Raw genomic sequence first — 24120 nt, 5'->3', positions numbered from 1 at the left:
TTGCCAGGCCGGCGGCTCCCGCCAGTACAGGTTTTCCGGGCGCCCGCGCCGTGGTTCCCCGGCCCGTGTCCCGGTTCCGGGCGTGTCCCGGCCTCGCACGTGTCCGGCCGGACGCGCCCCGATCCGGCGCATGTCCGATCCGATGGCTCATGCTGTACGGCGACGTGGCGCTGCTGCAGGTCAAGCTCTGCACCTGGGACCGGCGCCACGACATCGGCCCGCACGAGCCCGAGGGCTCCTCCGGGGTGGCCGGGATGGTCATGCCGGCGCTCTCGGCGCCCATCCACGTCACCTCGCCGATCGGGCGTCCGGGCGCGTGATCGGGAGCCTGGGCGCCCGATCGGCGAGTGAGGTGTCCGTCCCGGTTCAGGCCATGGCTTCGGCCTCCCGGCGGCTGCGGACGGGGTCGGTTCCGGGTTCGTGGGCGGGTGTGGTGTGGTCGCCGGTGGTGCCGGCGGCGACCCTGGCCTGCGCCTGGCGGAACTCCCTGAGGGGTCCGGTGACGGTGTGGACGCCGTTGAGGGCCAGCCAGAGGGTGGTGCGGCGGGCTCGTCGTTCGACGGGGTTGGGCGGCTGGTGCATGACCATGCGGGCGGCCCAGCCCGGAAGGGTGTCGCGGATGGCCCAGTCCATGAACGGGCCGGTGAGCAGGGTGGTCGGGGTGTTGCGAAGGTTGGGGCCGGTGCGTGCCGCCTTGCCGGAGGTGACGGCCAGGCGGGGGAGGTAGGACCGGAGGCATTCGAGGGTGTCGGCCTTGGTGGCGGGAAGGTCGGTGCCGCCGAGCGCGTGGCCGACGCGGACGAACTCGCCGTAGTAGCGGTCCAGATCCTTCCCGCGCAGCGGGCGGGGGTGGTAGCGCTCGTGCGCGGTGGCCAGGCCCCAGACGACGGTGGCGTAGTTCCAGCGCAGCCAGCCGGGGTCGTCGGCGTCGTAGGCGAGGCCGTCGGGGCGGGTGCCCTTGACGGTGTGGTGCATGGCGCGCACGGTGCGGGCGAGGCGCTCGGCGGTCTCGGTGGAGCCGTAGGCGGTGCCGATGAAGAACGACAGGGAGTGCCCGAACCGTACGGCGGCGCCTTCCACGTCGAACTCGCCGGTCGGTCTGCCTTCGGAGTCCCTGGCGGTGATCCGGGAGTGGTCGACGCCCATCCAGTAGATGCTGGGGTCCAGCCCTTCCAGGTAGGCCGCGCACGCCAGCCCGAAGGCCAGCGCCGGGGTGTGGGAGTGCACGTGCCACACCGCGCTGCCGGGGCCGAACCAGCCGGGATCACCTGCGGGGCCGGCGAAGTCGAGTCCCCGGAAGAAGCGGGACCGCACGTGGGTGTCGAAGTAGCGGTCGAACCGTCCGGCGAGGTGCCGGGTGAGCGTGTGGTGAGGCAGGGGGGCCATACCGACTCCCAACTCTGGCTACAGATGTAACCAGAATAGGAAAATTCTGGTTACATGTGTAGCCAGAGTCGGGTGGATAGGCTTGGCCTGTGGCGAGCGACACGGAGACCGCAGCGACCCGGTGGGCCGGCGTGCCGCTGACCGTCCGACGCGGCGAGCGCCGTGCCCGGTTGGTGGAGGCGGCGCTCGAGCTGTTCGGCACCCAGGGCGAGGCGGGGGTGTCGGTGCGCGCGGTGTGCCGGGCCGCGGCCCTGCACGCCCGTTACTTCTACGAGAGCTTCACCGACACCGGCCAGCTCCTCGGCGCGGTCTACGACAAGGTCGCCGCCGAGCTGGCCGAACGCCTCCTGGCGGTCCTGGAGGCGGCCGGTGACGACCTGGCGGAACGGATCCGGGCCGGCATCCGCACCGTGCTGGACTTCAGCTCGGCCGATCCGCGCCGGGGCCGGGTGCTGTTCACCGAGGCCCGCGCCAACCCCGTGCTGACCGCTCGCCGGCAGGCCACCCAGACCGCGCTGATGGACGCGGTCCTGCAGCAGGAGACCCGGACGCGCCCCGCCACCGATCCGCGCCTGGCACGAGTCGGCGCCGCGATGTTCACCGGCGCGATGGTGGAGCTCGCCCAGCAATGGCTGGCCGGCAGCCTCGGCGACGACCTGGACGCCGTCGTCGAGCACGCCGCCGCGCTCCTGCTGGCGCCCTGCGTCGCGTGACGGCGTGACCGGGCGGACAGTCCGGGGCCGCCGCCGGAGGGCCGCCCGCAACGACACGTAGCGGCTGATTCGTTACATCCAAGATCTTGCAGGAGAAGATCGGGTCGAAGAGATTGACGGCAGCTGTCAAATCTCCATCGGCTTTCGGAGCGACCCTCGATGAACAGATGGAAGAGCCTCCTGCTCGCCGTGGCGGTGGCCCTACCCGTGACTGCCCTGCCCCCGGCGACCGTCCCCGCCGCGTCCGCGGCCTCCTCACCCCGGCCGCCCGCGGCCGCGCCGGTCGAGAACAACGAGACCCAGCCCGTCCACTCCCGCGCCGAGGCGCTGACCGAGACCGTGTTCGTCGAGGTCGCCGGGGTCGACAGCGACGCCGACGGGCTCCCCGACCGGGTCGCCGTCGACATCATGCGCCCCAAGGAGACCGCCTCGGGCCTGAAGGTCCCGGTCATCATGGAGGCCAGCCCCTACTACGCGGGCGGCAACGACGTGGCCAACCACGTCGTCGACCTCGACGGCTCCGACCCGGCGGGCATGGAGTACCGGCGCAACAAGTTCGACGACCTGCGCGACGAGATGTTCGGCACCGACGACGGCCGCGCGGCCCGCGCGGTCGCGCCGCCCTTCCGCGGCTACTACGACAACTACTTCGTGCCGCGCGGCTACGCGATCGCGCTGGTCGAGAACCTCGGCTCGGGCCGCGCGACCGGCTGCCCGACCACCGGCCTGGACAACGAGACCGCCGGGCCCAAGGCCGTGATCGACTGGCTCAACGGCCGCGCCCGCGGTTTCGACGCCGCGGGCAACGAGGTCAGGGCCGACTGGTCCACCGGCAACGTCGGCATGATCGGCGTCTCCTACAACGGCACGCTCCCCAACGCCGTCGCCGCGACCGGGGTCAAGGGGCTCAAAGCGATCGTGCCGATCGCGGCCATCTCCTCCTGGTACGACTACTACCGCGCCAACGGCGGCGTGCTGGCCCCCGGCGGCTACCAGGGTGAGGACGCCGACGTGCTCGCCCGCTACGTCCTGACGCGGCAGGACGCCGAACAGGCGTGCGGGGCGCTCGTCGACCGGATCGAGGCGGAGCAGGACCGCGTCACCGGCGACTACTCCGACTTCTGGGACCGGCGCAACTACCTCAACGACGTGCGCAAGGTCCGCGCGGCCGTCTTCCTGGTGCACGGCCTCAACGACTGGAACGTCAAGACCAAGCAGGCCGTCCAGTGGTGGGACGCCCTCGCCGAGCGCGGCGTGCCCCGGAAGATCTGGCTCCACCAGGGCGCCCACTTCAACCCGTTCTCCTTCGCCGGGCGCAACGCCGAGTGGCTGCGCCAGCTCCACCGCTGGTTCGACTTCCACCTGTACGGCCTGCGCAACGGCATCATGGACGAGCCGCAGGCCGACGTCGAGTTCGGGCCCGGCCAGTGGGCCCAGCACGCCTCCTGGCCGCTGCCGGGCACCCGGGACGTCCGCCTCCACCTGGCCGCCGGGACCGGCGGCGGCAACGGCACCCTGAGCCGGGAGCGCGCCCGGGGCCGCGCGGTCGAGTCCTTCGTCGACCAGAACGCCCGCACCGCCGAGCAACTCGCCGAGAACGCCGCCGCGACCGACCCCAACCGCCTCGCCTACCTGTCCGCCCCGCTGACCGCCGACGCGCGGCTGTCCGGCACCCCGCGGGTCGAGGTCCGGGCGGCCTTCCGGGGCGGGCGCTCGCCGTACCTGACGGCGCTGCTCGTGGACTACGGCACCGACGCCCGCGCCTACGGGGACGTCGCCTACGGCGCCACCCCGGTCTGCTACGGGGAGGGCGTGCCCGGCGACACCGGGTGCGCGCGCCTGGCCGAGCACGTCACGGTGACCGCGCCCTACAAGATCATCACCAGGGGCTGGCTCGACGTCCGCAACCGCCGCTCCGACTCCCGCACCCACCTGCTGAGCGAGGGCCGCTTCTACGACTTCCGCTTCGACCTCCAGCCGAACGACTACGTCGTCAAGGCCGGCCACCGGATCGGCGTCGTGCTCATCTCCACCGACCGCGACTTCACCCTGCGCCTGCCCGCCGGAACCGGCGTCTCGGTCGAGCCGGGCGCGAGCTCGGTCACGCTCCCGCTCGTGGGAGGCCGCTCCGCCCTCGGCTGACGGTTCTCGCGGCCCGCCCGGGGAGAACCGTCCCCGGGCGGGCCGCGGCTCCGTCCCGCCCGGCTCCGCCGGACCCGGGCCCGCGCCGAGGTCGCCGCACCCGTTTCACCTGCCGGACACCTGTCGCTAAAGGACTGGTTTATCGCCATTGAAAGCCTTCCGGGGCTCCCCCGTGAAAGGAAGTCCCATGTCCGAAGGCCCCTCCCGGCGAAGGTTCCTCGCAGTCGGCGCAGGAATGCTGGCGGGCTCGTTGCTGCCGCCCTCCGTCCATCGCGCGCTGGCGATGCCGGTACCCCCCGGCGGCCTGTCCGCGATCAAGCACGTCGTCTTCCTGATGCAGGAGAACCGTTCGTTCGACCACTACTTCGGCACGCTGCGCGGTGTGCGGGGGTACGGCGACCGCAACGCGATCCGGCTCCCCGGCGGCAGGCCGGTCTTCGAGCAGCCCATGGCCGGCGGAAGCGTACTGCCCTTCTCGGTACGTGAGGCCGCCGGACTCGTCGGCAAGGACCTCCAGTGGATCTCCGCGCTGCCGCACGGCTGGAACGACGGCCAGGCCTCGGCCGCCAAGGGCTGGCACAACGGCTGGATCCCGGCCAAGTCCCCGGCCACGATGACGTACTACGAACGGCAGGACATCCCGCTGCAGTACGAACTCGCCGACACCTTCACCGTCTGCGACCACTACTTCTGCTCGGTGCTGTCCTCCACCAGCCCCAACCGGAACTACCACGTCAGCGGGCACACGGGCTTCGAACCCGGGACCACCAAACGGGCCATCGACAACGCCGCCTACAACGAGGACACCCACGCGGGCTACACCTGGGCCAACGCCGGGGAGATCCTGGAGACCGCCGGTCACTCCTGGCGCGTCTACCACGAATGGGACAACTACCAGGACAACAACCTGGAGTTCTTCGCCCGGTTCCGGCAGATCGCCCGCAAGGCGCTGCTCGGCGACTTCAGGAGCATGGACTCCTTCTACGGCGCGGTCCTCTCCGCCACGGAGCCGCGGCGCCAGGCGTTGCTCGCCCGCCTGGAGGAGGGCGTCGCGCAGCTCACCCCGCAGGAGCGCTCGCTGTTCGACCGGGCGCTGCGCCGAGTGCCGTCCACCACGCTGGCGCAGGCCTTCCGGGCCGACGTCGAGGCCGGGACGCTGCCCCAGGTGAGCTACATCGTGCCCCCGGCGGCCGACTCCGAGCACCCCTCGGCCTCCTCACCGATCCAGAGCGCGCGGATCACCTACGACATCCTCGACGCGATCGCCTCCACCCCCGAGGTGTGGCAGTCGACCGCGCTGTTCATCACCTACGACGAGAACGACGGTTTCTTCGACCACATGCCGCCCCCGCTGCCGCCCGCCGAGCAGACGGCGGAGTTCTACAACGGCAACCCGATCGGGCTGGGCATCCGGGTGCCCATGACGGTCATCTCGCCGTGGACCGCCGGCGGTTACACCTGCTCGCAGATCTTCGACCACTCCTCGACCGTGCGGTTCCTGGAGACCTGGCTCGGGGTCCGCTTCCCGGACATCTCCCCCTGGCGGCGTACGGTCTCCGGCGACCTGACCTCCGCCTTCGACTTCACCTCCGCCGGTCCCCGGCCCTCCCCGGCCCTCCCCGCGCCGGTTCCGGCCTTCACCGGCCGCTGGCGGCCCTCGCCCCCGGCCGAGCAGCGGATGCCGGTGCAGGAGGAGGGCACCCGCCCGGCCCGGCCGCTGCCGTACCAGCTGAACTCCTGGGCCCGGCTGCTCGGCACCTCCCTGGAGGTCACCCTGGCCAACACCGGCCGCGACAGCGCCCACCTGGCGCTCTACCCCTACGCGGGCGAGTTCGAGCACCCCCTCCACCTGGACGCCCTGGGCGTCACCACCCGCACCGTCGAGGTCAAGGACCGTTACGACCTGGTCCTGACCGGCCCGAACGGCTTCCGCCGCGAGTTCGCCGGGACCCTGGCGGGCAAAGCCGCCGGGGTCCAGGTCCAGCAGGTGATCGACATCGATCCCCGGAAGGTCCGGATCGAGATCACCAACCTGGGCGACCACCGGCTGACCCTGAGGGTGCGGGCCGACGCCTATGGCGACAAGGAGCAGACCGTGCCGCTGGGCGCGGGTCAGTACCGCCAGGTCATCTGGCCGGTGGAGGAGACGCACGGCTGGTACGACGTCCGGATCACCTGTGACGACGACCCCTCCTACGCCCGCCGCCTGATGGGCCATGTCGAGAACGGCCGGCCGAGCGTCACGGGCTGACCCTTTCCGGCGGCCCCGGCGCGCACCGGCCTTCCGCCGGTGCGCGCCGGGCACGGTTCCCGTCCCGGGCCCCACCCCGTAGCTACTTGACAGGAAATAGCAAGTACTTGCTATTGTCTGTCAAGTGGGCACTGCGGAACACGTGGAACTGGCGCGCGAGCTGACGCGCCTGATCGAGACGCGGATCGTCGACCCGCTGGAGATCCTCCTGGACCCCGGCGACGACGTGGGCGACGTGCGGGAGCGGCTGCGCGTGCAGGCCGAGGTGTGGGCCGCGCAACTGCTGGGGCCGGACGACCGCCTGGCCGTCATGACCTCCGCGCGGCTGATCGCCGCGCTCTTCCCCGGCGACGGGCCGTTCGACCCGCCCGACGAGTGGTGGCGCACCGCCTTCGGGCGCGCCGTGGCGCGCCGGGCCGGTCATCCGGGAGCGGAGGCGGTGAGCTTCGCCACCGCGGCGGCGATGCTCGGCATCACCCGCCAGGGTGTTCACGACCTGGTCAAACGCGCGAAGCTCGACCGGCACCCCGGCGGCGGGGTGACGACCGCGTCGATCCGCGCCCGGCTCACCATCCCCAAGGAGCAGCATGTCGCAGCACGACGTGACCATCACTGACCACCCGATCCCGCTCGCCGTGCGCGACCACGGCGGCGACGGCCCGCCCGTCCTGCTCCTGCACGGTCTGGGCGGCACGCTGGACGCCTGGCAGGAGGTGACGCCGCCGCTGACGGGCGCGTACCGTGTGGTCGCCATGGACCTGCGCGGGCACGGCCTGTCGGGCGACGCCCCATGGGAGTGGGACGCGGTCCTGGACGACATCGAGGCGGTGGCGGACCACCTGGGGCTCGGCGCGCCGGCGATCGTCGGCCACTCGCTGGGCGGGATGCTGGCCACCCTGTGGGCCGCGCGCCATCCGGAGTGCCCGGCCATCGTCAACCTCGACGGCCTGCGCTCGGCCGAGAACGAGCCCGCGAACTATCCCGGCATGGACCCGGCCCTGGTGGAACGGGAGCTGGCGCAGCTGAAGGCGATGTTCGACGCCCAGGCGGCGGCGATGGCCCGGCCGTTGCCGCCCGGGCAGGTCGCCGCGCTCCCGCCGCGCGCCGTGACCACCTCCGGCGGTGACAGCTACCTGCGGCCGGGCCCGCGGCTCCTGGCCGCCGTACGCTACGCCCCCCACTTCCGCGACGCCATCCCGTCGCTGCCGGCGGTGCGGTGTCCCGCCCTGGTGGTCCTGCCCACCCAGGACCCGCCGGGCATGCCCGGCAGCGAGCTCATGGCGGCCCTGCGCCGCGGGATACGCCGCGATCTGGCGCCCGTCACCGAGGCGCACCCCCACATCCGGGTGGTGGAGCTGGCGGCCAGCCACAACATGGTCCAGGAGAAGCCCGGCGACGTGGCCCGGCTGATCACCGAGTTCTTCGAGCGCACGTGGAGGTCGCAGCGGGCGCGCGCGTGATCTACGTGGAAGCCGGTCCCAGGCCCGCCGCACCGCCGACGTCCGGCCGGACAGCGGTCCGACTCAGGGCGGCTCTGCGGGGAAACCCTGGCTTGACCCTGACATCGGCTCGCGGCCCTGCCGTCCGCCGTGAGCAGGCCCTAACGTGGAGCACATGGGACGAATTCTTCTGATCGTGGCGGCCGTGGTGCTCGCCTTCTTCCTGCTCGGTCCGATCCTGGGCTTCGCCTTCGCCCTGCTCAAGTGGGCCCTGATCATCGGCCTGGTGGGCGGGGTGATCTACGCGGCGAGCAGGCTCATGCGCTCCTCGGGCGCGCGCCGCTGACCACGACCCGGCGGTGATCCGCCACGGGAGCCCCGCCCCGGCACGCGGAGACCGGGGCTCACCGGAGGACGTGACGGCCGGGGCCCGACGGAGACCGCCGGAGACCGGGGCGGCACTCAGCGGGAGGAGCCCGGAGCCAGGGCGCTGACCAGGTCGGCGGCGTCCAGCAGGGTCACCCGGCCGGGGTCCGCGCTCCACGGGTACAGCGCGTAGAGCCCGGCCCCCTCGGGCAGGTCCACATCCGCGTGGACGAGCGCGGCGAGATCCGCGCCGTCCACCGAGCCCTCCCACGGCCCGTCGGGCTCCCGGGCCAGCAGCCGGTCGGCGAAGCCCGCGGCGTTCTCGCCCGGACGGCGGGCGTAGCGGGAGACGGAGCCGTCGGGGCGGCGCACCAGCACCTCCCCGGCGCGACCCGCGGCGTGCCAGCACGCCACCTCCCACAGCGTGACCCGGCCGCCCAGGCCGTAGGAATCCTCCATCGCCGCCCCCAGGCGGGCCAGCCGCTCGTGGTAACCGGCCACGTTGTGCCCGTACCCGCCGCTGGTCTGGCTGAGGTCCACCCAGCGCAGCGTGCGCGACCAGAGGTCGGCCACCAGCGGAACCTGGATCTTCGCGGACCCGGACAGGTCGAAGCGCTGCTCGACCGCCCGCGGGTCGAACAGGTCACCGGGCCGGTCCATGAACCCGGCGAACCCGCGCACCAGGCTCTCGAACGGGACGTCGTTGTAGCTGAACACGACCGCCAGCGCGTACCGCCCGCCCAGGGCCCGCAGCGCGGGGACGTCGAGGTCGACGAACTCCGAGGCACCGAGCGGCTCGGGGGCGGAGGTCAGGTCGCCCGAGTGCACCGCGGCGGCGCCCCTCAGGCGCAGGCTCGTGTAGTCGCAGTGGCCGACGTACTTCCAGCGCGTGTCGTAGAGCACCACCGACAGGTCGAGGTCGATCCGCTCCTGCGGCGGCTGCGCCCAGTGCAGGAACAGCCGGATCCGCTCGCCCTCGGGGAGCGGCTGCACGCTGCCGCGCGGCATCCGGACCAGGGCGGCCGAGTCGGAACGCTCGGAGGTCGGCGCGATCAGGTCGTCCAGACTCTCGTCCAGCATCATCCGCCCGAGCGGGGGCAGCGCGGCGGCCCGGCGGAGCAGTTCGGCGGTGAGCGCCGCGCGGACCCGCGCGCTCTCCTCCCCGGGCAGCTCCGGGCGCCTGTCCGCCTCCACCCAGGCACGCGCGGTGCTGCCGCGCGGGAAGAACACGCGTGTCCCGCCCGGCAGCGCGCGGAGCCTGCCGAGGGCGGCGAGCAGCACGCCGGGGGCGACCCGCGGAGCCGCGGCCGCGACCGCCTCGGCCACGCCCTCCTCGCCCGCGGAGAGGACCTGGCCCAGCCGGCGGACGAGCTCGCCCGGACGGGTGGCGAGCAGCGGCAGCACCGGCTCGCCCCCGCCCAGCGCCCTCTCGACGCGGGCGCCGAAGCCCAGGAGGCGCAGCCGCCCGTCGCCGGTGCGCACCACCTCGGGATATTTGGCCGCCTGCTCCAGCATCGCCTGCCCGAACGCGCCGGTGAGCGGGGTGCCGCGCAGCATGGTGAACGCCAGCGCCGCCGTCGGGTGGCGGCCGTGGAACTCGTGCGGGTGCAGCACCTCGGCCATGTGCTTCCACGCCTCGGCGTGGCGGTGCAGGTCCTCCACGAGGTACGGCAGGGCCAGCGCGTCGAGGCGGGCCAGCAGCGCCCGCCGCAGCCGGCGGGGCGGCGAGACGCGGCGCGCCGGCCGGGTGCGCAGGCCCGGGTCGCCCCCCATGAACGCGTAGAGCAGGCGCAGCACGTCGGTCGCGGTGTCCGCGTACCGGTCCAGGAGGTCACGCGCGGCCGCCGCGTCGAGGCGGGGCAGCAGCGCCGCCAGGACGGCCGCCCGGGTCTCGCGGGCCGGGATGTTCTCGGGCAGCCATCCCGCGGAGTCCGGCAGGTGGGCGCCGACCAGCGCGATCACGTCGTCGCGGTCGCGTGCCGAGAGCGGGGTGGCGCGCTCCAGCAGGGGACGGACGACGGCCAGGGCGCCCGCGGCGGCGTCGTCGCAGAGCGAGAGCAGGACGAGCCTGCGGCCCGGGACCGGCGCGGTCTCGGCCACCGGGTCGTCGGCCGGGCGCAGGAACGGGTCGTCCGGGTCGATCCTGCGGTGGCAGATCGGGCAGCCGGCGAAGTCGGAGCCGTCCCAGCAGGCGCGGCAGACCAGATGGGCGCAGGGGGAGACCGCGTGCACGGTCCCGGACCGCCCGCACAGCGCGCACGGCTGCTCCGGGTCCTGCAGCAGGAAGGCGAACACCCGGCGCACGTAGAACTCCTCCGTGTCGGCGGGCACGCTCTCGGGGAACCGGCGGAACAGCGGCACGTGCTCCACGTGCCCGCCAAGCTCCGCCGGCAGCGCGCTCAGCAGCCGGTTGCCGGCAGCGGCGAGGTCGTGCGGGTCCATCCGCTCGAACGCGGCCCGCAGCCCGGCCGACAGCGCGAACCCGTACTGCAGGAGTTCGGTCTCCAGCACCTGGACACCCTGCCGGGCGTCGGGCGCGGTGATCCGGCGCAGCCCCCGCCGGCGGCGGGGCTCATGCCCCGGCGGGAGGGGACCGCCCCGCGCGGCCGGCAGGGAGGGCAGCACGAGCCGGCGCCGGCGCAGCAGGATCTCCGCCGTCTGGTCCATCGTGATCCCCTCCTGTGCCGACTCCGCTCCGGCTCCGCCGGGAACACGGCGACTCCACCCGGAACGAGGTGATTTCGTATGACGCCTGGGAACTTCGCCCGGAGCGAGGCCGGAGACTTCCGGAAAGCCGTTCCGGGCCCGCGCGAGCGGGCCCGGAACGGCGAGGAGAGGCGGAGAGCGGACGCACTACATGTCCTTTGAGAGAGAGAAGAAGGAAGCACGTCCAGGAGCCGCCGCTCGTGACCACCATACTGAGATAGATCACCTTCTGTCGCCCGGATTTTCGCAGGCGACCCTGCTCCTCCCACGACGGGCACCCGCTACCGTGCCGCCACGCCCGCCACGCGCACCGGTGTCTCGTTCTCTCCCGGAGTCAGCTCCGGGAGGCCTGCCTGAGCTGGAGCTCGTCCAGCAGGTTCCGGGTGGCGGCGGCCACCGCGTCCACGGCCCGCTCGAAGACCTCGGCGTTGCGGGCCGACGGGGAGCGGAAGCCGGACACCTTGCGGACGTACTGGAGCGCGGCGGCCCGGACGTCGTCATCGGTCACGTCACTGGTGAAGGGCTCACGGAGGGTCTTGATGCTGCGGCACATGACAGGACCGTACTCCGCGTCGCCGACATTCCGTGCGGGCGAGGCGGGGCGCCCCGATCGGCGACCGGGTGCCGTGCCCCGGCGTCCGGTCGCCGGAGGCGGGCCGGAGCGGAACCCGGACACGCGGGCCGGCGCGGGAACAGGTGCGGGGTGGTTCAGTCGGTGCGCCGTCGCTGGGCCGCGTCGGCGCGCAGGACGGTGTCGAGCAGTCCGGGGAAGAGGGTGTCGAGGTCACGGCGGCGTAGCGCGTTCATCTTCGCGGTGCCCCGGTAGACCTGGCTGACCACTCCGGCCTCGCGCAGCACCCGGAAGTGGTGCGTGGTGGTCGACTTGGCGATCGCCAGTTCGATCGCCGAGCAGGCGGCCTCCTCGCCTTCGGGCAGTCGCGACAGGTAGCGCACGATCTGCAGGCGCATCGGGTCGGACAGCGCGTGCAGCACGCCCTCCAGCCGGATCTCCTCGCACGTGGGGTGCTCCAGAGCCCTGACGGATGCGGTCGGCACGGCGGCTCCTTTCCTGCGACTCACTCGATTGTACGAAAGAAGTCGTAGTTTGACATTTGTCGTAGTACGTAGATTATCGTATTAAGCGGAGCCCGGGGGCGCGTCGATCCGCCCCGCGAGAGACCCGAAGAGCCCGAAACCCGGAAGAACCTGAAGAAGGAGCCCTGCCGTGAGCGCCCTGTTCGAACCCCTGACGCTGCGCGACCTCACCGTTCCCAACCGGGTCTGGATGGCTCCCATGTGCCAGTACTCCGCGCCCGTCGAGGGACCGGACCTGGGGGTGCCGACCGACTGGCACCTCGCCCACCTGGCCGCCCGCGCGGTCGGCGGCGCCGGCCTCATCCTGACGGAGGCCACCGCGGTGGCGCCCGAGGGCCGGATCAGCCCGGCCGACCTCGGCATCTGGAACGACCGCCAGCAGGAGGGGTTCGCCCGGATCACCCGCCTGCTGCGCGAGCACGGCGCCGTGCCCGGCGTCCAGCTCGCGCACGCCGGGCGCAAGGCGTCCACCCGCCGCCCCTGGCAGGGCGGCGGGCCCACCGGCACCGGCGAGCACGGCTGGCAGCCGGTCGGGCCGAGCCCGCTCCCCTTCGGCGAGGGCTACCCCGTTCCCACGGAGCTCAGCGTCGCCGAGATCGACCGGATCGTGGACGACTTCGCCGCGGCGGCGCGGCGGGCGCTGGCGGCGGGTTTCGAGGTGGCCGAGGTGCACGGCGCGCACGGCTACCTGATCGGCGAGTTCCTGTCGCCCTTCAGCAACCGCCGTACCGACGCCTACGGCGGTTCCTACGAAGGCCGCACCCGGTTCGCGCTGCGGGTGGTCGACGCGGTGCGCGCGGTCTGGCCGGACGAGCTGCCGGTGTTCTTCCGCATCTCGGCGACCGACTGGCTGGCCGAGGATCCCCTGGACGACCGTGAGGGCTGGACCGCCGACGACACCGTCCGGTTCGCCAAGGACCTGCTCGCCCACGGCGTCGACCTGCTCGACGTCTCCACCGGCGGCAACGTCGCCGGGGCGCGCATCCCCACCGGCCCCGGGTACCAGGTGCCGTTCGCCGCCCGGGTGAAGGCCGAGACGGACCTGCCGGTCGGCGCCGTCGGCGAGATCACCCGTCCCCGCCAGGCCGAGGAGATCGTCGCCACCGGCCAGGCCGACGCCGTGCTCCTCGGCCGCGAGCTGCTGCGCAACCCGTACTGGCCCAACCTCGCCGCCCGCGAGCTCGCCCCCGCGGCCGCCCGCTGGCCCGACCAGTACCACCGCGCGGTCTGACCCGCGGGACGGCCCGGAAGCTCCGGCGGGCACGGCCCGCCGCGTCCGGCGGGGGCGCGGGCCGGGGAGCGGGCCGGTCACCCGAGAGCGGGCCGGCCGCCGGGGGCCGGTGGGGCGGGAGAAGAGTGACCGGCCCGCGTGGGGGGTTCGCGGGCCGGTCCGCAGGGGGGACCGTGGGGCGGCGACGTTGACGGACCGGCCCGCCGGGGCGTGCCCCGGGGGTCAAGCGGGCCGGTCCGGGCTCATGAGACGGCGCGGCGCAGGGCCATCGCCTCCTGGAGGATCTTGATCGGCGGATGGCCGTCGACGAGCAGGCGGCGCATCAGCACCGCGACCTCTTCCATGGCGTCCGGGCCGAGGCCGCGGCGGGTCACCTCCTGGGTGCCCATCCGCAGGCCCCGCGCGGGCTCGCCGGGGGGCTGGCCGGGCAGGGCGATGCCGCCGAGATAGAGTCCGCCCTCGGCCAGCGACCGGGCCGCCTCGTCCCCTCCGCCGAACGCGGCGGCGTCCACCGCCACGTGGTGCGAGGCGGTCCAGCCCCGGTGCGTGGCCGTCACGGCGAAGCCCTCGCGGTGCAGCGCCGCGGCCAGGGCGGCCGCGTTGGCGACGCAGCGGTCGGCGTAGGCCGGCCCCTGGGCGGCGTGCTCGGCGGCCGTGACGGCCAGCGGCGCCAGACGGGAGGCGTCGTAGTTGGCGGTCAGGCCGGGGCAGGCCGCCGCCGACACCCGGCGGGCGAGGTCCTCGTCGCGGGTGACGACGGCCGCGCCCGGCGGGCCGCCGAAGGACGCGTAGGTCGACATGGTCAGCACGTGCGCGCCCTCGTCCAGCGGGTGCTGGAACCGCCCGCCCGCGATCAGGCCCGCCACCTGCGAGGCGTCGTAGAGCAGCAGCGCACCGACCTCGTCGCAGGCCGCGCGGATCCGCGCGACGTCGTACGGGAAGAGCATCAGGCTCGCCCCGACCATCACCAGGGCGGGACGGTGCTCGCGCAGGAACGCCGGCAGGGCGGTGTGGTCGACGTCGAACCGCCCGGCGTCGTAGGGCAGGTCGACCACCCGCAGGCCCCGGATCCCGGCGGCGCCCCGGGCGTGGTGGCCGGCGTGGCCGCAGGCGCTCTCCGGCAGGATCGCGACGGTGTCCCCGGGGTCGGTGAAGGCGCCGTAGCAGGCGAGGGTGGCCAGCGTCGCGCTCTGCAGCCGCACCTCGGCGAACGTGCCGCCCATCACCGCCGCGACCTGGAGCGGGGCGAGCACCTCCAGCACGTCCACCTCGTCCAGGCCGGTCTGCGGCTTCTCACCCGGCCAGCCCGTCGACGGGCGGCTGCCCAGTGAGACCTCGTAGGCGGCCCGTGCCCGCTCGCTCATCGTGTTGGTGCCCGCGTACAGGACCACGCCGTCCTCGTCGAGGCGCCCCCGGTGCTCGGCGAGCACCGCGTCGACCAGGCGGGTGACCCCCGCGAGGCCCAGCCCGGCCACCTCGGACTCCAGCTCGGCCAGGCGCAGCTGCGCCCGGGACGGTGCCCAGGGGGCGACACGGCTGCGCTTCTCCACGACGGTTCCCTCCCCACGGTGACGGCGCGACCGAATGCACGGCCGGATGCACAAGCTGATGCAAGAACAGATGCACGAGCCGATGCACGAGCTGATGACTGCGACGGTACGGCCCACGCCGGGGCGAGTCATCATTCCATCAGCGGAGATCGTTCCTACATCTGTAGGATCAAGGTGTGATCGCGGACGATGTTCAGGACATTCTGGAGTCGCTGGCCGCGGCCCTGGGCCGTGGCATGTCCGTGGACGACCTGGAGGGCCGGGTCGTCGCGCACAGCGCGCACCACGGCGAGGTCGACCAGGTCCGGGCCCACGCCATCCTGTCCCGCTCGGTCCCCGCGGAGGTGGGGGCCTGGCAGGAGGCGCACGGGGTGGCCGTGACCCGGGAGCCGGTCCGGGTCCCGAGCAACCCCGACCTGGGCATGGCGGCCCGGCTCTGCGTGCCCCTGCTCCACCAGGACCGCCGCGTCGGCTACCTGTGGATCATCGAGGGCGCGGGCCCGCTGACGCCGGCGGAGGAGGCCAGGGCCGTGCGCGACGCGGCGGCGATCGCCGCCCTGCTCGACGACGGCGGCAGCTCCCACACCCTGCGCCACCTGCTCACCGGCGTGCTCGCCGCGCGGCGGGCGGCCGGGGTGCTCGGCGAGGGGCCGCTGCGGGTCCTGGCGGTGCGGGGCGACCCGGCCGGCCTGCGCGACGTGGTCACCGCCGAGGTCGCCAGGGGCCGCCGCCCTCCGGCCTTCACGGTCCTCGACCGGCACGCCGTGCTCCTGCTGAACCGCGGCGAGGACGCTCAGACGCTGGGCGAGCGGCTGGCCGCCAGAACCGGCGGGAGCGCCGGGGTCAGTGACGTCCACCCGGGGCTCGAAGCGGCCGTCGAGGCGCACGCCCAGGCGGTCACCGCGGCCCGCGCGGCGGCGGCCGAGCCCGTGCTGGGGCCGGTCGCCCACTGGGCCGCGCTGGGGGCCTACCGGCTGCTCGCCGAGTCGGCCGCCCTCCCGCTCGCCCAGGCCGCCACCCCGCTGGCCCCGTTGAAGGAGCACCCGGCGCTCACGCTGACCCTGGAGACCTACCTCGACACCGGGGGAGACGCCCAGGAGACCGCGCGCCGGCTCCATCTGCACCGCACGAGCCTCTATTACCGTCTGGCCAGAATCGAGCAGCTGACCGACCGCAGGCTCAAGGACGGGGCCCACAGGTTAGAACTCCATCTCGCGTTGAAGCTCGTTCGCTGGAATACGGTGTAGCGGCGGAGAAAACGGGGCACAGCACTGCGGTGCTGCAGTTGATCAGCGAGATCATCACCATCGTGATCGTGCTCCTGCTCATCCCGCCGGCGTTGCTCCTGGTCTCGGTGGTCGTGCTCGCCGTCTTGGCGGCGCTGGCTCTGACGACCGCCCGGGAGCAGCATGGAAGCAGGACATACCGGAGGTAGACGGTGCGGCAGCTGAGCGCGGTGGACACGCAGTTCCTCAACTTCGAGACCGCGACGAACGTCGCGAACATCGGGGGACTGGCGATCCTGTCCGGCGGGCTGTCCCGCGCCGACCTGCTCTCCCTGCTCGCCAGGCGACTTCACCTGACCGCGCCGCTCCGGCTCCGGCTCGCCTTCGTCCCACTCGGCCTGGACCACCCGTACTGGACCGAGGACGCGAGGATCGACCTCGACTACCATGTGCGCGAGATCGCGCTGCCCGCACCGGGCGACGACGAACAGCTCGGTGAGCAGGTGGCCCGGCTGCACGCCCGCCGGCTGGACCGGGGGCGGCCGCTGTGGGAGATGTATCTCATCCACGGCCTCGCCGGTGGCCGGACGGCCCTGTACACGAAGGTCCACCACGCGGCGGTCGACGGCGTCACCGGGGCGGACGTGCTCGCCACCCTGCTGGACACCTCGCCCGAGCCCCCGGAGATCGAGATGGCTCCCCTGCGGGGGCCCGAGGAGCGGATCGGCACGCCCGAGATGGTCACCAGGGGGGTGGCCAAGGCCGTCGTCAACCCGGTCCACATGGTGCGGTTCCTGGCCGACGCGGTGCCGCACCTGGACGAGATCCCGCTGGTCTCCCAGGTGCCCGGGGCCGGGCTGGTCTCACGGATCGCCCGTGACCTGGCCGCCCGGCTGTCCGGCGCGGCCGAGGTGCCCGCGCTTCCCCGCATGCCCGTCCCGCGGACCCCCTTCAGCGGCCCGATCACCGCTCACCGCCGGTTCGCCTTCACCAGGCTGTCCCTGGACGACGTCAAGCAGGTCAAGAACGCCTTCGGCGTCACGGTGAACGACGTGGTGATGACCCTGTGCGCCGGGGCGCTGCGACGGTGGCTGCTCAAGCACGGTGCCCTGCCCGACCAGCCTCTCGTCGCGGGGGTGCCGTTCTCACTGCGCGCTCTCGGCGACCAGGGCGCCGGCAACCAGGTCACCATCATGATCACCGTACTGGCCACGCACATCGCCGATCCGGTGGAGCGCCTGATGGCCGTGCGCGACGCGATGCGCCTGATCAAGGAACGCTCGTCGCTGGCCCCGGCCCGCTGGATACAGGAGATCAGCGACATGATGCCCTCCGCGCTGACCGGCCTGGCGGCCCGCGCGGCGTTCGCCCTCTTCGCCGGGAGCGCGGGGCCGATCAACGTGCTGATCTCCAACGTCCCCGGCCCGCAGATCCCCCTGTACGTCAGCGGCGTCCGGCTGCTGGCCTACCACCCCGTCTCGGTGGTCACCGACGCCAGCGGCGGCCTCAACATCACCGTCTTCTCGTACGACGGCTCACTTGACGTCGGCGTGATCGCCTGCCGGGAGATGGTCCCCGACGTGTGGACGATCACCCACCATCTCCGGGACGCTCTGCTGGAGCTGAAGCTCCTCGCTGAGCAGCAGTGACAGCCCGGGGGCGTCCTCGACGAAACGCAGGCTCTTCTCCAGGCAGACGACGGAGCCGCGCTCGGGCCTGCTGGTGAAGCGGATGTCGTCGGCCAGGGCGCGCATGATCTGCAGCCCCCTGCCGTGTTCCGCCGTGGGGGCGGCCAGGGCGGCCTCGGTGAAATCGAAGCCTCCTCCGGCGTCCACGACTTTGATCACACACCGGTCGCGGGCGAGTTCCGTGCTCACCATGTAGTCGTCGCTCGGTGTCGCGTGTTTGATGACGTTGGAGCATGCCTCCGAAAGCATGAGCTGAATGTCCTCCCGGACCCAGGCCTCCACACCGAGGGTGCGGAGCGAGGAGTCCAGAAGCTGTCTGATGACGGGAACACTCGCGGCGTCACGCGGTAGACGCAACGCGATCGTGGCCTCCACAGTCCCTCCTTCACATCCGACCCCTAGACCCTTGCCCCACCCGGCCCGTCCTAACCGGGACGGGGCGGACGGGACGTCCGACCGGGCCGGGGAATCGGCTACTCGCCGAAGGCGTCGACGGCGGCCTGGCAGAAGGCCTTGAGGTCGTCGGGCTTGCGGCTGGTGATCAGGGTGTTCGGGCCGCCGGTGCAGATCACGACCTCCCGGTCCTCCCAGGTCGCCCCCGCGTTGCGCAGGTCCGTCCGCAGGCTCGGCCAGGAGGTGACCGTCCGGCCGCGCACCGCGTCCGCCTCGATCAGCGTCCAGGGCGCGTGGCAGATGGCCGCGACGGGCTTGCCCGTGTCGAAGAAATCCCTGGCGAACCGCACGGCGGCCGGTACGGTGCGCAGGAAGTCGGGGTTGGCGACGCCGCCGGGCAGCACCAGCCCGTCGAAGTCCGCCGCCGACACCTCCTCGGCCGTCGCGTCCACCGGGAACCGGTCGGCCTTGTCGAGGTGGTTGAACGCCTGCACCTCGCCGGGCTGGACGGAGACCAGTTTGGGCGTGCCGCCCGCCTGCTTGACGGCGTTCCACGGCTCGGTGAGCTCGACCTGCTCGATCCCCTCCGGGGCGACGAGGAACGCGATCGTCTTGCCGTTGAGCATGTTGTCTCCCCTTGACGTGTGTTACGTCCTTCAGGGGCCCGTCATGCCCGACATGTCAAGATCTATTCAGATATGGGGGATTTATTACGGACCTTGCGCCGGCGCAGCCCCGCCGCGGTGAGGCGGCCGACCAGCTCGCGCGAGGACACGGCCTCCGCGCCCAGTGCGACGGCCCGCCCGTAGACGGTCTCGGGGACGTCGTAGTGGTCGCGGTCGAACGCCCGGCGCGGCACGCCCAGCCGGGCGGCGAAGGCGTGCAGTTCCTCGGCCGAGGCGTCGCTGACCAGATGCGACCAGAGCAGACCGCGCGGACCCGGCCAGTTCGGCGGGTCGATGAGGACGCTCACCGCCGCACGAGGTCGAGCGCGACCTCCAGGGCGGCGGCCCGGCGCTCGTCGTCGGAGACTGTCTCGTCCGGCAGCACGAACCACGCCGCGTGCAGCGCGAACAGGGCCATCGCGTTCCGCAGCCGGGTGGTCGTGGGGTCGCCGGGCTCGACGAGGAAGGTCAGCAGGTGGAGCATCCGCCCCCGGTTCTTCGTCATCACCGGGTGGTCCTTCAGCGCCGTCTGGTTGCGCTCGAAGAACCGCATGACCTCGTGGTGCCGGCCGCGGTGCAGGCTCTCGGAGTAGCGGCGGACCAGCTCGCGGCGGGCCTCTTCGGTGCGCGGCTGCGACTCGGCCCAGGCGATCAGCTCCTCGATCGTCCGCATCCGGTCTTCCGCCAGGCTGAGGACGATGTCGTCCTTGGTCTTGAAGTGGTAGTAGAGGGCGGCTTTGGTCACGCCGAGCGCCTCCGCTATCTCGCGGAGCGAGGTGGCCTCGTAGCCCTGCTCCACGAAGAGCTTCAGGGCGATCTCCTGGATACGCGTCCGGGTGTCGGCGTTCTCCCTCATGATTCCCTTCACGGCGAAATTAACTTGACGGCCGGCAAGTAAGCGATCATTCTTTCGGATCATATCCGAAACTAGCCGGTCGGCAGATAAGCAATCCTTTTCCAGGGGGGAAGACGTGAACGAGACCGCGCCCGCGCCGGGCCGACGGCGTGAGGTCATGGTAGTGCTGCCAGGGCTGATGCTCGCGATGGTCCTGGCCATGCTGGACAACATGATCGTCGGCACCGCCATGCCGCGCATCGTCGGAGAGCTGGGCGGCCTGGCGCACCTGTCGTGGGTGGTGACCGCCTACGTCCTGGGCACCACCGTCTCGACCCCCATCTGGGGCAAGATCGGTGACCTGTACGGCCGGAAGAACATCTTCCTCGCCTCCATCGTCCTCTTCATGGTCGGCTCGGTGCTGTGCGGCATGGCCGGCTCCGACATCCTCGGCGGGCCCTCCGACGGCATGGCCCAGCTCATCGCCTTCCGCGCCCTGCAGGGCCTGGGCGCCGGCGGCCTGATGGTCAACGCGATGGCCATCATCGGCGACCTCGTCCCGCCCCGCGAGCGCGGCCAGTACCAGGGCATCATGGCCGCGGTGATGTCGCTGGCCATGATCGCCGGCCCGCTCGTCGGCGGGTTCATCACCGATCACCTCGACTGGCGCTGGGCCTTCTACGTGAACCTGCCGGTCGGCTTCGTCGCTCTCGCGCTGCTGGCGGCCAAACTGAAGCTGCCCAAGCTCCGCACCGAGCACCGTATCGACTGGACCGGCGCGATCCTGCTCTCCGTCGGCATCACCGCGCTGGTCCTCATCACCACCTGGGGCGGGAACGACTACGAGTGGGGCTCGCCGCAGATCCTCACGCTGGCCGCGGTCGCCGTGGTGTCGCTCGCCCTGTTCGTCCCGGTGGAGCGCCGCGCGGCCGAGCCGATCATGCCGCTCAACCTGTTCGGCAACCGCAACTTCACGCTGATCTCGCTCGTCGGCTTCCTGCTCGGGTTCGCCATGTTCGGCGCGATCAACTTCCTGCCGCTGTTCCAGCAGACCGTCCAGGGCGCCTCGGCCACCAACTCCGGCCTGCTCCTGCTGCCGATGATGGGCGCCGCCATGGTCGTCTCGCTGTTCGTCGGCCGGGCCATCACCACCACCGGCAAGTACAAGGTCTACCCGGTCCTCGGCGGCGTGATCATGGCCGTGGCGATGTGGCTGCTCTCCCTGATGGACGTCCACACGCCCGCCTGGCAGACCGGCGTGTTCATCGCGGTGCTCGGCCTCGGCATGGGCTTCCTGATGCAGACCACCATGCTGATCGCCCAGAACAGCGTCGAGCAGAAGGACCTCGGCGTCTCCAGCAGCGCCTCCACGTTCTTCCGCTCCATCGGCGGCTCGTTCGGCGTCTCCCTGTTCGGCGCGATCTTCAACAACCGGCTGAGCGCCGGCCTGGAGAGCAAGCTCGGCGCCGCGGGCGAGAAGCTGGCCGCCGGCGGCGGCCAGTTCGACCCGTCCGCCCTGGAGCGGCTGCCCGCGAACGTGCGGACCGGCTTCCTCGACTCGCTGGCCTTCGCCGTCTCCGAGGTGTTCTGGTGGGCGATCCTGTTCGCGGTCCTGGTCCCGGTGTTCGCGGTCTTCATCAAGGAGGTCCCGCTGCGCGGCGGCCCCGAGCAGGCCGAGAAGTCCGACGCCCCGGTCCCCGCCCTCGACTAGTCAACGGTCGCCAAGTCCGTACTCAGCCATGACCAAGCCGTCTCCGGCACGATCGTGGCCATGAACACAACCACCCCCGCCGCCGGGCACACCACCCGGCGGCCCTCCGCCGACGACGCCCGCGAGATCCACGAGCTGATCTCGCTCTGCGACACCCAGGTGATCGGCAAGGCCGACATGACCCTGGACGACGTCGCCGACCAGTTGAACGACCCCGCCTTCGACCGGGAGTCCGACGGCTGGCTCGTCCACGACGAGTCGGGCCGCCTGGTCGCCTGGGCCTGGGCCTGCCGCAAGGGCACCAGCGACAACGTGGACATCGACGTCGTCGTGCACCCCGACGCCGCCGAGCTGACCGGCCGGCTCTGGGACACCGTGACCGAGCGGGCCAGGCGGATCGCCGCCGAACTCGGCCACGACCGGGCCGTGCTGGACATCGGCCTGTACCGCGAGGACAGCGGCAAGCGGGCCATCGCCGCCGCCCGCGGCTTCACCGCCGCCACCAGCTTCATCCGGCTCCGCGCCGACCACGGCGAGACCGTCCCCTACCCCGACCTGCCGCCCGGCGTGACGGTGCACGACGGCCTCACCGAGGAGGTCCGCCGCCAGGGCCACGCCGTCCAGCAGGCCGGTTTCGCCGACCACTTCGGGTTCGCCGCGAAGAGCTACGAGGAGTGGTACGAGGAGATGGACTCCTCCGCCAGCTCCGACTGGGCGCAGCTGGCGGTGGCGCGCGTCGACGGCGAGCCGGCGGCGATGCTGCTGGGCACCAACGCCTTCGTCGGCGACGAGAACTGCGGCTATGTGCGCCAACTGGCCGTGCTCCGCGAGTTCCGGGGCCGCGGGCTGGGCCGTCTCATGCTGCGCAGGGCCTTCGCCGAAGACGCCCGGCGCGGCCGGGTCGGCACCTACCTGCACGTCGACGCCAACAACAGCACGCCCGCGCTCGACCTGTACCTGTCGGTGGGCATGCGCCAGGTGCTGGCGATCGACGTCTGGCGGCGTACCGTCTGACGGCGCGGTCTCCGACCGCGCCCGCGGAGCCGGGGAGCTCACCGGCGCCGCAGCAGCGGCAGCGCGCACGCCCCGGTGACCAGGGCCGTCACCGCCGGTACCGTCCCGGTCACCGCCAGGGCCACCGGGAGCAGCGGCCCGCCGGCGCACCCCCGGTCCGCGCCGCGAGGAGGTCGCCCTGCTCGCCGGGGTCGGGCCCGAGACGAGGATGGTGATCTACACGCCCCTCGACGAGGAGAGCCGCGAGCGCATCACCCTGATCCGGTCCGATCCCCGCCTGCGGGTGCCCGGCCACACCCACTGAGCGCGCCCGGACCGGCGGCGGCGCCGGTCACCCCGCGGGAGTCACCCGGTGCTTGGACAGATGGGCCAGCACCGCCTGGTTGGCCTCCCAGCCGTCGGGGAACTTCACCGGCACGCCCAGCTGGACCGGCTCGGCCGACGGATGGGAGTCGAGCAGCTCCGGGATCCCCGCCCTGGCGACCACCAAGCAGGCGTGGCGGTGCCGCGAGGTGAGCACGCACAGGCGCCCCGACTCCAGGTGGAAGGCGGTGGCGTCGCGCCGCCCGGAGAGCGGGTGCAGCACGATCGTCACGTCGTACTCCCGGCCCTGCAGCCGGTTGGCGGTGTCCACCGTGATCTCCTCCGGCACCCCGGCGGCGCGGATCGCGGCGACCTGGTCGCGGTGGGCGGCGCCGATGGCGATCCGGTCGGCCGTGACCCGGTGGCTGCCGCGTTCGGAGTGGGCGACCGGCCCCCGCTGCAGCAGCCGCACCGCCAGCACCGCCGTCGCCTGCACCGCCTCGGCGTCCGTGCGCACGGTGTGCCGGCTCGGCAGCTCGTACAGCGCCCAGCCCGAGGCGGCGGCCTCCTCCAGCGCGTGGTCGTAGGAGGTGCGCATGCCGTTCACGGTCAGCTCCAGCGACCGGTCGGCGTGACCCGTCCCCGCGCGGAACCCGGTGAACGGGTAGAACGCCTCGGAGACCACCGGCGCCGCCGAGGCGGGCAGCCGCCACGAGACCGGCAGCCGGTGCACCGGCAGGTTGGGGTTGTGCCGCAGCAGCACCGAGATCGCGCTCTGCACCGGGTCCCACGACAGGCCCGCCCAGCGGTCGCCGTCCACGATCGAGAAGGGGTCGAGCTGGCCGGGGTCGCCCACGAACAGCGCCCGCTCGAACAGCGAGGCGATGCGCAGCAGCTTGTCCGAGCGCATCTGGTAGGCCTCGTCGACGATGGCCCACGGCCAGGTCCGGTCGCCGATCCAGGCCCACTTGTCCGCGGTGGCGATCACCACGGCCGGGTCGCCCAGGTCGGGCAGCTTGCCCGCCACCGAGACGTTGGGATGGGCGAGGATGCGGCCCGGCGTGATGTAGCCGCCGGCCGACAGGCGGCCGATCGTCAGGTCGGGGTGCTCGACCGCGAGCCGTTCCACCAGGTCGTCGACCTGCTCGTTCGTCTGTGCGACGATCATCAGCGGCTCACCGGTCTCGGCGATGTGCCCCGCCGCCCTGACCACCAGCGTGGACTTGCCCGCGCCGGGCGGCGAGTCGACGACCACGCCCCGGTGCCGGGGCAGGTCCGCCAGGACCGCCCCGACCACGGCCGCGGCCTCCTGCTGGGGCGTCATGCCGCACCTCCCGCGCGGTCTCCGGCACGGCTTCCCGCGCGGCCTTCGGCGCGGTTCCCCGTGTGGTCTCCGGCACGGCTTC

The 24120-nt window shown here is 72.8% G+C and carries 23 protein-coding genes; 13 read left to right on the top strand and 10 right to left on the bottom strand.

Features of this window, described 5'->3' with window-relative positions:
- Positions 1-149: 149 nt before the first annotated feature.
- Positions 150-320: a hypothetical protein gene (locus ABD841_RS16710; RefSeq protein WP_344972393.1), complete on the top strand. Its 171-nt coding sequence runs from the start codon at positions 150-152 to the stop codon at positions 318-320.
- Between the two features lie 46 nt (positions 321-366).
- Here the strand turns inward: ABD841_RS16710 and ABD841_RS16705 are convergent, their stop codons facing one another.
- Positions 367-1386 (bottom strand): oxygenase MpaB family protein, encoded by a 1020-nt coding sequence (locus tag ABD841_RS16705; protein WP_344972391.1) that lies wholly within the window; start codon positions 1384-1386, stop codon positions 367-369.
- A gap of 89 nt (positions 1387-1475) precedes the next feature.
- On the opposite strand from ABD841_RS16705, the gene ABD841_RS16700 reads away from it, so the two are divergent.
- From ABD841_RS16700 to ABD841_RS16675, 6 genes are all read left to right on the top strand, one after another.
- Positions 1476-2099 carry a TetR/AcrR family transcriptional regulator gene (locus ABD841_RS16700; RefSeq protein WP_344972389.1) on the top strand — a complete coding sequence of 208 codons (624 nt, stop codon included), beginning with the start codon at positions 1476-1478 and terminating at the stop codon, positions 2097-2099.
- Positions 2100-2258: 159 nt separating this feature from the next.
- Positions 2259-4241, top strand: a complete 1983-nt coding sequence (locus ABD841_RS16695; RefSeq protein WP_344972387.1) for a Xaa-Pro dipeptidyl-peptidase — start codon at positions 2259-2261, stop codon at positions 4239-4241.
- A gap of 187 nt (positions 4242-4428) precedes the next feature.
- On the top strand, positions 4429-6492 hold the full coding sequence (locus ABD841_RS16690) for a phosphocholine-specific phospholipase C (RefSeq protein WP_344972385.1): 2064 nt from the start codon (positions 4429-4431) through the stop codon (positions 6490-6492).
- 124 nt (positions 6493-6616) lie between these two features.
- Complete coding sequence (locus tag ABD841_RS16685) at positions 6617-7108, top strand: hypothetical protein (protein WP_344972383.1); 492 nt, start codon at positions 6617-6619, stop codon at positions 7106-7108.
- Complete coding sequence (locus ABD841_RS16680) at positions 7080-7952, top strand: alpha/beta fold hydrolase (protein ID WP_344972381.1); 873 nt, start codon at positions 7080-7082, stop codon at positions 7950-7952. The genes ABD841_RS16685 and ABD841_RS16680 overlap by 29 nt, the downstream gene beginning before the upstream one ends.
- A 154-nt stretch (positions 7953-8106) precedes the next feature.
- Positions 8107-8277, top strand: a complete 171-nt coding sequence (locus ABD841_RS16675; RefSeq protein ID WP_344972379.1) for a hypothetical protein — start codon at positions 8107-8109, stop codon at positions 8275-8277.
- Positions 8278-8393: 116 nt separating this feature from the next.
- Here the strand turns inward: ABD841_RS16675 and ABD841_RS16670 are convergent, their stop codons facing one another.
- The 3 genes from ABD841_RS16670 to ABD841_RS16660 form a co-directional block, all read right to left on the bottom strand.
- A complete protein-coding gene (locus tag ABD841_RS16670; RefSeq protein ID WP_344972377.1) occupies positions 8394-10964 on the bottom strand; it encodes an MXAN_6230/SCO0854 family RING domain-containing protein in 2571 nt (856 codons plus the stop codon).
- Positions 10965-11337: 373 nt separating this feature from the next.
- Positions 11338-11556, bottom strand: coding sequence for a DUF2277 domain-containing protein (locus tag ABD841_RS16665; RefSeq protein WP_344972375.1), 219 nt, complete (start codon positions 11554-11556; stop codon positions 11338-11340).
- 155 nt (positions 11557-11711) lie between these two features.
- Positions 11712-12059, bottom strand: a complete 348-nt coding sequence (locus ABD841_RS16660) for an ArsR/SmtB family transcription factor (protein WP_344972373.1) — start codon at positions 12057-12059, stop codon at positions 11712-11714.
- 169 nt (positions 12060-12228) lie between these two features.
- On the opposite strand from ABD841_RS16660, the gene ABD841_RS16655 reads away from it, so the two are divergent.
- Positions 12229-13329 (top strand): NADH:flavin oxidoreductase/NADH oxidase, encoded by a 1101-nt coding sequence (locus ABD841_RS16655; RefSeq protein WP_344972371.1) that lies wholly within the window; start codon positions 12229-12231, stop codon positions 13327-13329.
- Between the two features lie 242 nt (positions 13330-13571).
- On the opposite strand, the gene ABD841_RS16650 is transcribed toward ABD841_RS16655, so the two are convergent.
- A complete protein-coding gene (locus tag ABD841_RS16650; RefSeq protein WP_344972370.1) occupies positions 13572-14879 on the bottom strand; it encodes a glycine hydroxymethyltransferase in 1308 nt (435 codons plus the stop codon).
- Positions 14880-15055: 176 nt separating this feature from the next.
- Between ABD841_RS16650 and ABD841_RS16645 the strand changes: the two genes are divergently transcribed.
- From ABD841_RS16645 to ABD841_RS16635, 3 genes are read left to right on the top strand one after another with little or no spacing between them, the layout of a single operon-like run.
- Entirely contained in the window at positions 15056-16126 is a 1071-nt protein-coding gene (locus ABD841_RS16645) for a PucR family transcriptional regulator (protein ID WP_344972368.1), read from the top strand.
- 29 nt (positions 16127-16155) lie between these two features.
- The gene (locus ABD841_RS16640; protein WP_344972366.1) at positions 16156-16314 is read left to right on the top strand and encodes a hypothetical protein; all 159 of its coding nucleotides are present in this window, start codon (positions 16156-16158) and stop codon (positions 16312-16314) included.
- A 3-nt stretch (positions 16315-16317) separates the two neighbouring features.
- Entirely contained in the window at positions 16318-17754 is a 1437-nt protein-coding gene (locus tag ABD841_RS16635; RefSeq protein WP_344972365.1) for a WS/DGAT/MGAT family O-acyltransferase, read from the top strand.
- Here ABD841_RS16635 and ABD841_RS16630 read toward each other — a convergent pair.
- From ABD841_RS16630 to ABD841_RS16615, 4 genes are all read right to left on the bottom strand, one after another.
- Entirely contained in the window at positions 17641-18168 is a 528-nt protein-coding gene (locus ABD841_RS16630; protein ID WP_344972363.1) for an ATP-binding protein, read from the bottom strand. The two genes, ABD841_RS16635 and ABD841_RS16630, sit on opposite strands and share 114 nt — an antisense overlap.
- Positions 18169-18266: 98 nt before the next feature.
- Positions 18267-18812, bottom strand: coding sequence for a type 1 glutamine amidotransferase domain-containing protein (locus ABD841_RS16625; protein ID WP_344972361.1), 546 nt, complete (start codon positions 18810-18812; stop codon positions 18267-18269).
- Positions 18813-18874: 62 nt separating this feature from the next.
- The gene (locus ABD841_RS16620) at positions 18875-19159 is read right to left on the bottom strand and encodes a DUF4031 domain-containing protein (protein ID WP_344972360.1); all 285 of its coding nucleotides are present in this window, start codon (positions 19157-19159) and stop codon (positions 18875-18877) included.
- Positions 19156-19719, bottom strand: coding sequence for a TetR/AcrR family transcriptional regulator (locus tag ABD841_RS16615; RefSeq protein WP_344972358.1), 564 nt, complete (start codon positions 19717-19719; stop codon positions 19156-19158). Before ABD841_RS16615 ends, ABD841_RS16620 begins: the two co-directional genes overlap by 4 nt.
- A 145-nt stretch (positions 19720-19864) precedes the next feature.
- Between ABD841_RS16615 and ABD841_RS16610 the strand changes: the two genes are divergently transcribed.
- A complete protein-coding gene (locus tag ABD841_RS16610; protein WP_344972357.1) occupies positions 19865-21397 on the top strand; it encodes an MDR family MFS transporter in 1533 nt (510 codons plus the stop codon).
- A 60-nt stretch (positions 21398-21457) separates the two neighbouring features.
- A complete protein-coding gene (locus ABD841_RS16605) occupies positions 21458-22411 on the top strand; it encodes a GNAT family N-acetyltransferase (RefSeq protein WP_344972356.1) in 954 nt (317 codons plus the stop codon).
- A 331-nt stretch (positions 22412-22742) separates the two neighbouring features.
- Here ABD841_RS16605 and ABD841_RS16600 read toward each other — a convergent pair whose 3' ends face one another.
- Entirely contained in the window at positions 22743-24038 is a 1296-nt protein-coding gene (locus tag ABD841_RS16600) for an AAA family ATPase (protein ID WP_344972355.1), read from the bottom strand.
- Positions 24039-24120: the final 82 nt, after the last annotated feature.

Source organism: Streptosporangium fragile (genome assembly GCF_039534445.1).
Lineage (GTDB): Bacteria > Actinomycetota > Actinomycetes > Streptosporangiales > Streptosporangiaceae > Streptosporangium > Streptosporangium fragile.
This window is presented reverse-complemented; position numbering and strand designations above follow the sequence as displayed.

Coding starts and splice junctions, on each gene's coding strand:
- ABD841_RS16695 (WP_344972387.1), top strand. CDS start 2,259: ATGAACAGATGGAAGAGCCTCCTGCTCGCCGTGGCGGTGGCCCTACCC.
- ABD841_RS16710 (WP_344972393.1), top strand. CDS start 150: ATGCTGTACGGCGACGTGGCGCTGCTGCAGGTCAAGCTCTGCACCTGG.
- ABD841_RS16605 (WP_344972356.1), top strand. CDS start 21,458: ATGAACACAACCACCCCCGCCGCCGGGCACACCACCCGGCGGCCCTCC.
- ABD841_RS16690 (WP_344972385.1), top strand. CDS start 4,429: ATGTCCGAAGGCCCCTCCCGGCGAAGGTTCCTCGCAGTCGGCGCAGGA.
- ABD841_RS16665 (WP_344972375.1), bottom strand. CDS start 11,556: ATGTGCCGCAGCATCAAGACCCTCCGTGAGCCCTTCACCAGTGACGTG.
- ABD841_RS16680 (WP_344972381.1), top strand. CDS start 7,080: ATGTCGCAGCACGACGTGACCATCACTGACCACCCGATCCCGCTCGCC.
- ABD841_RS16610 (WP_344972357.1), top strand. CDS start 19,865: ATGGTAGTGCTGCCAGGGCTGATGCTCGCGATGGTCCTGGCCATGCTG.
- ABD841_RS16670 (WP_344972377.1), bottom strand. CDS start 10,964: ATGGACCAGACGGCGGAGATCCTGCTGCGCCGGCGCCGGCTCGTGCTG.
- ABD841_RS16675 (WP_344972379.1), top strand. CDS start 8,107: ATGGGACGAATTCTTCTGATCGTGGCGGCCGTGGTGCTCGCCTTCTTC.
- ABD841_RS16600 (WP_344972355.1), bottom strand. CDS start 24,038: ATGACGCCCCAGCAGGAGGCCGCGGCCGTGGTCGGGGCGGTCCTGGCG.
- ABD841_RS16705 (WP_344972391.1), bottom strand. CDS start 1,386: ATGGCCCCCCTGCCTCACCACACGCTCACCCGGCACCTCGCCGGACGG.
- ABD841_RS16625 (WP_344972361.1), bottom strand. CDS start 18,812: ATGCTCAACGGCAAGACGATCGCGTTCCTCGTCGCCCCGGAGGGGATC.